The 546-nt window shown below is 35.9% G+C and carries 1 protein-coding gene; it reads left to right on the plus strand.

Annotated elements, in window-relative coordinates; translation table 11 throughout:
* Positions 1 to 142: 142 nt before the first annotated feature.
* Positions 143 to 529 carry a cytochrome b562 gene (locus L1D51_RS21690; protein ID WP_239964857.1) on the plus strand — a complete coding sequence of 129 codons (387 nt, stop codon included), beginning with the start codon at positions 143 to 145 and terminating at the stop codon, positions 527 to 529.
* The last annotated feature ends 17 nt before the right edge of the window (positions 530 to 546 follow it).

Below are 546 nucleotides of genomic sequence, written 5' to 3' on the forward strand. Positions count from 1 at the left end.
ATGTAATATAAATGATAATTATTGTTCTTTGATGCGCTTTCTAGATAGTACTATTTTAGTGAAAATTAAGAGAAGCTCATGTATTAGGCCAGTGACATTTTTCGGTTTATAATGGCGACAAGGTTTTACACATGAGTATCTTATGAAATTAATTCTTGTCATTTTTTTGCTGTTTTTTTCTAGTTTGAGTGCCGCCTCCGATATTGATCTTGAGGCCAATATGAAAAACATGGGGCTTGCTTATAAAAACTCAGTGCGAGCAACTGATTTAGCTACCTTTAATACCGCTATCGATGAATTTATTGAGTTGTTAGAGACTGCCAAAACAGCTGATTTTAAACAGCATAAAATGGCGTCTTTAGAAGGGCTTGATAAAGTTATAAATCAAGCAAAGCAAGCTAAGCAACTTGCAACGACCCGTGGCCTTGAAGCTGCAAAAGCGCCGCTTAAATCTATTGATGAGCTACGTAAGAAATACCATGAGCTACATGAGCCGCCAGGTTTTTGGGAATTGCTATTTGGTAAGTAAGTTATTGAGTTAAAATT

The sequence above is a fragment of the Pseudoalteromonas shioyasakiensis genome, assembly GCF_022398475.1.
Taxonomy (GTDB): Bacteria; Pseudomonadota; Gammaproteobacteria; order Enterobacterales; family Alteromonadaceae; genus Pseudoalteromonas.

What these genes read in the sequence shown, in the direction of transcription:
- L1D51_RS21690 (WP_239964857.1), top strand. Translation starts at nt 143, where the DNA reads ATGAAATTAATTCTTGTCATTTTTTTGCTGTTTTTTTCTAGTTTGAGT.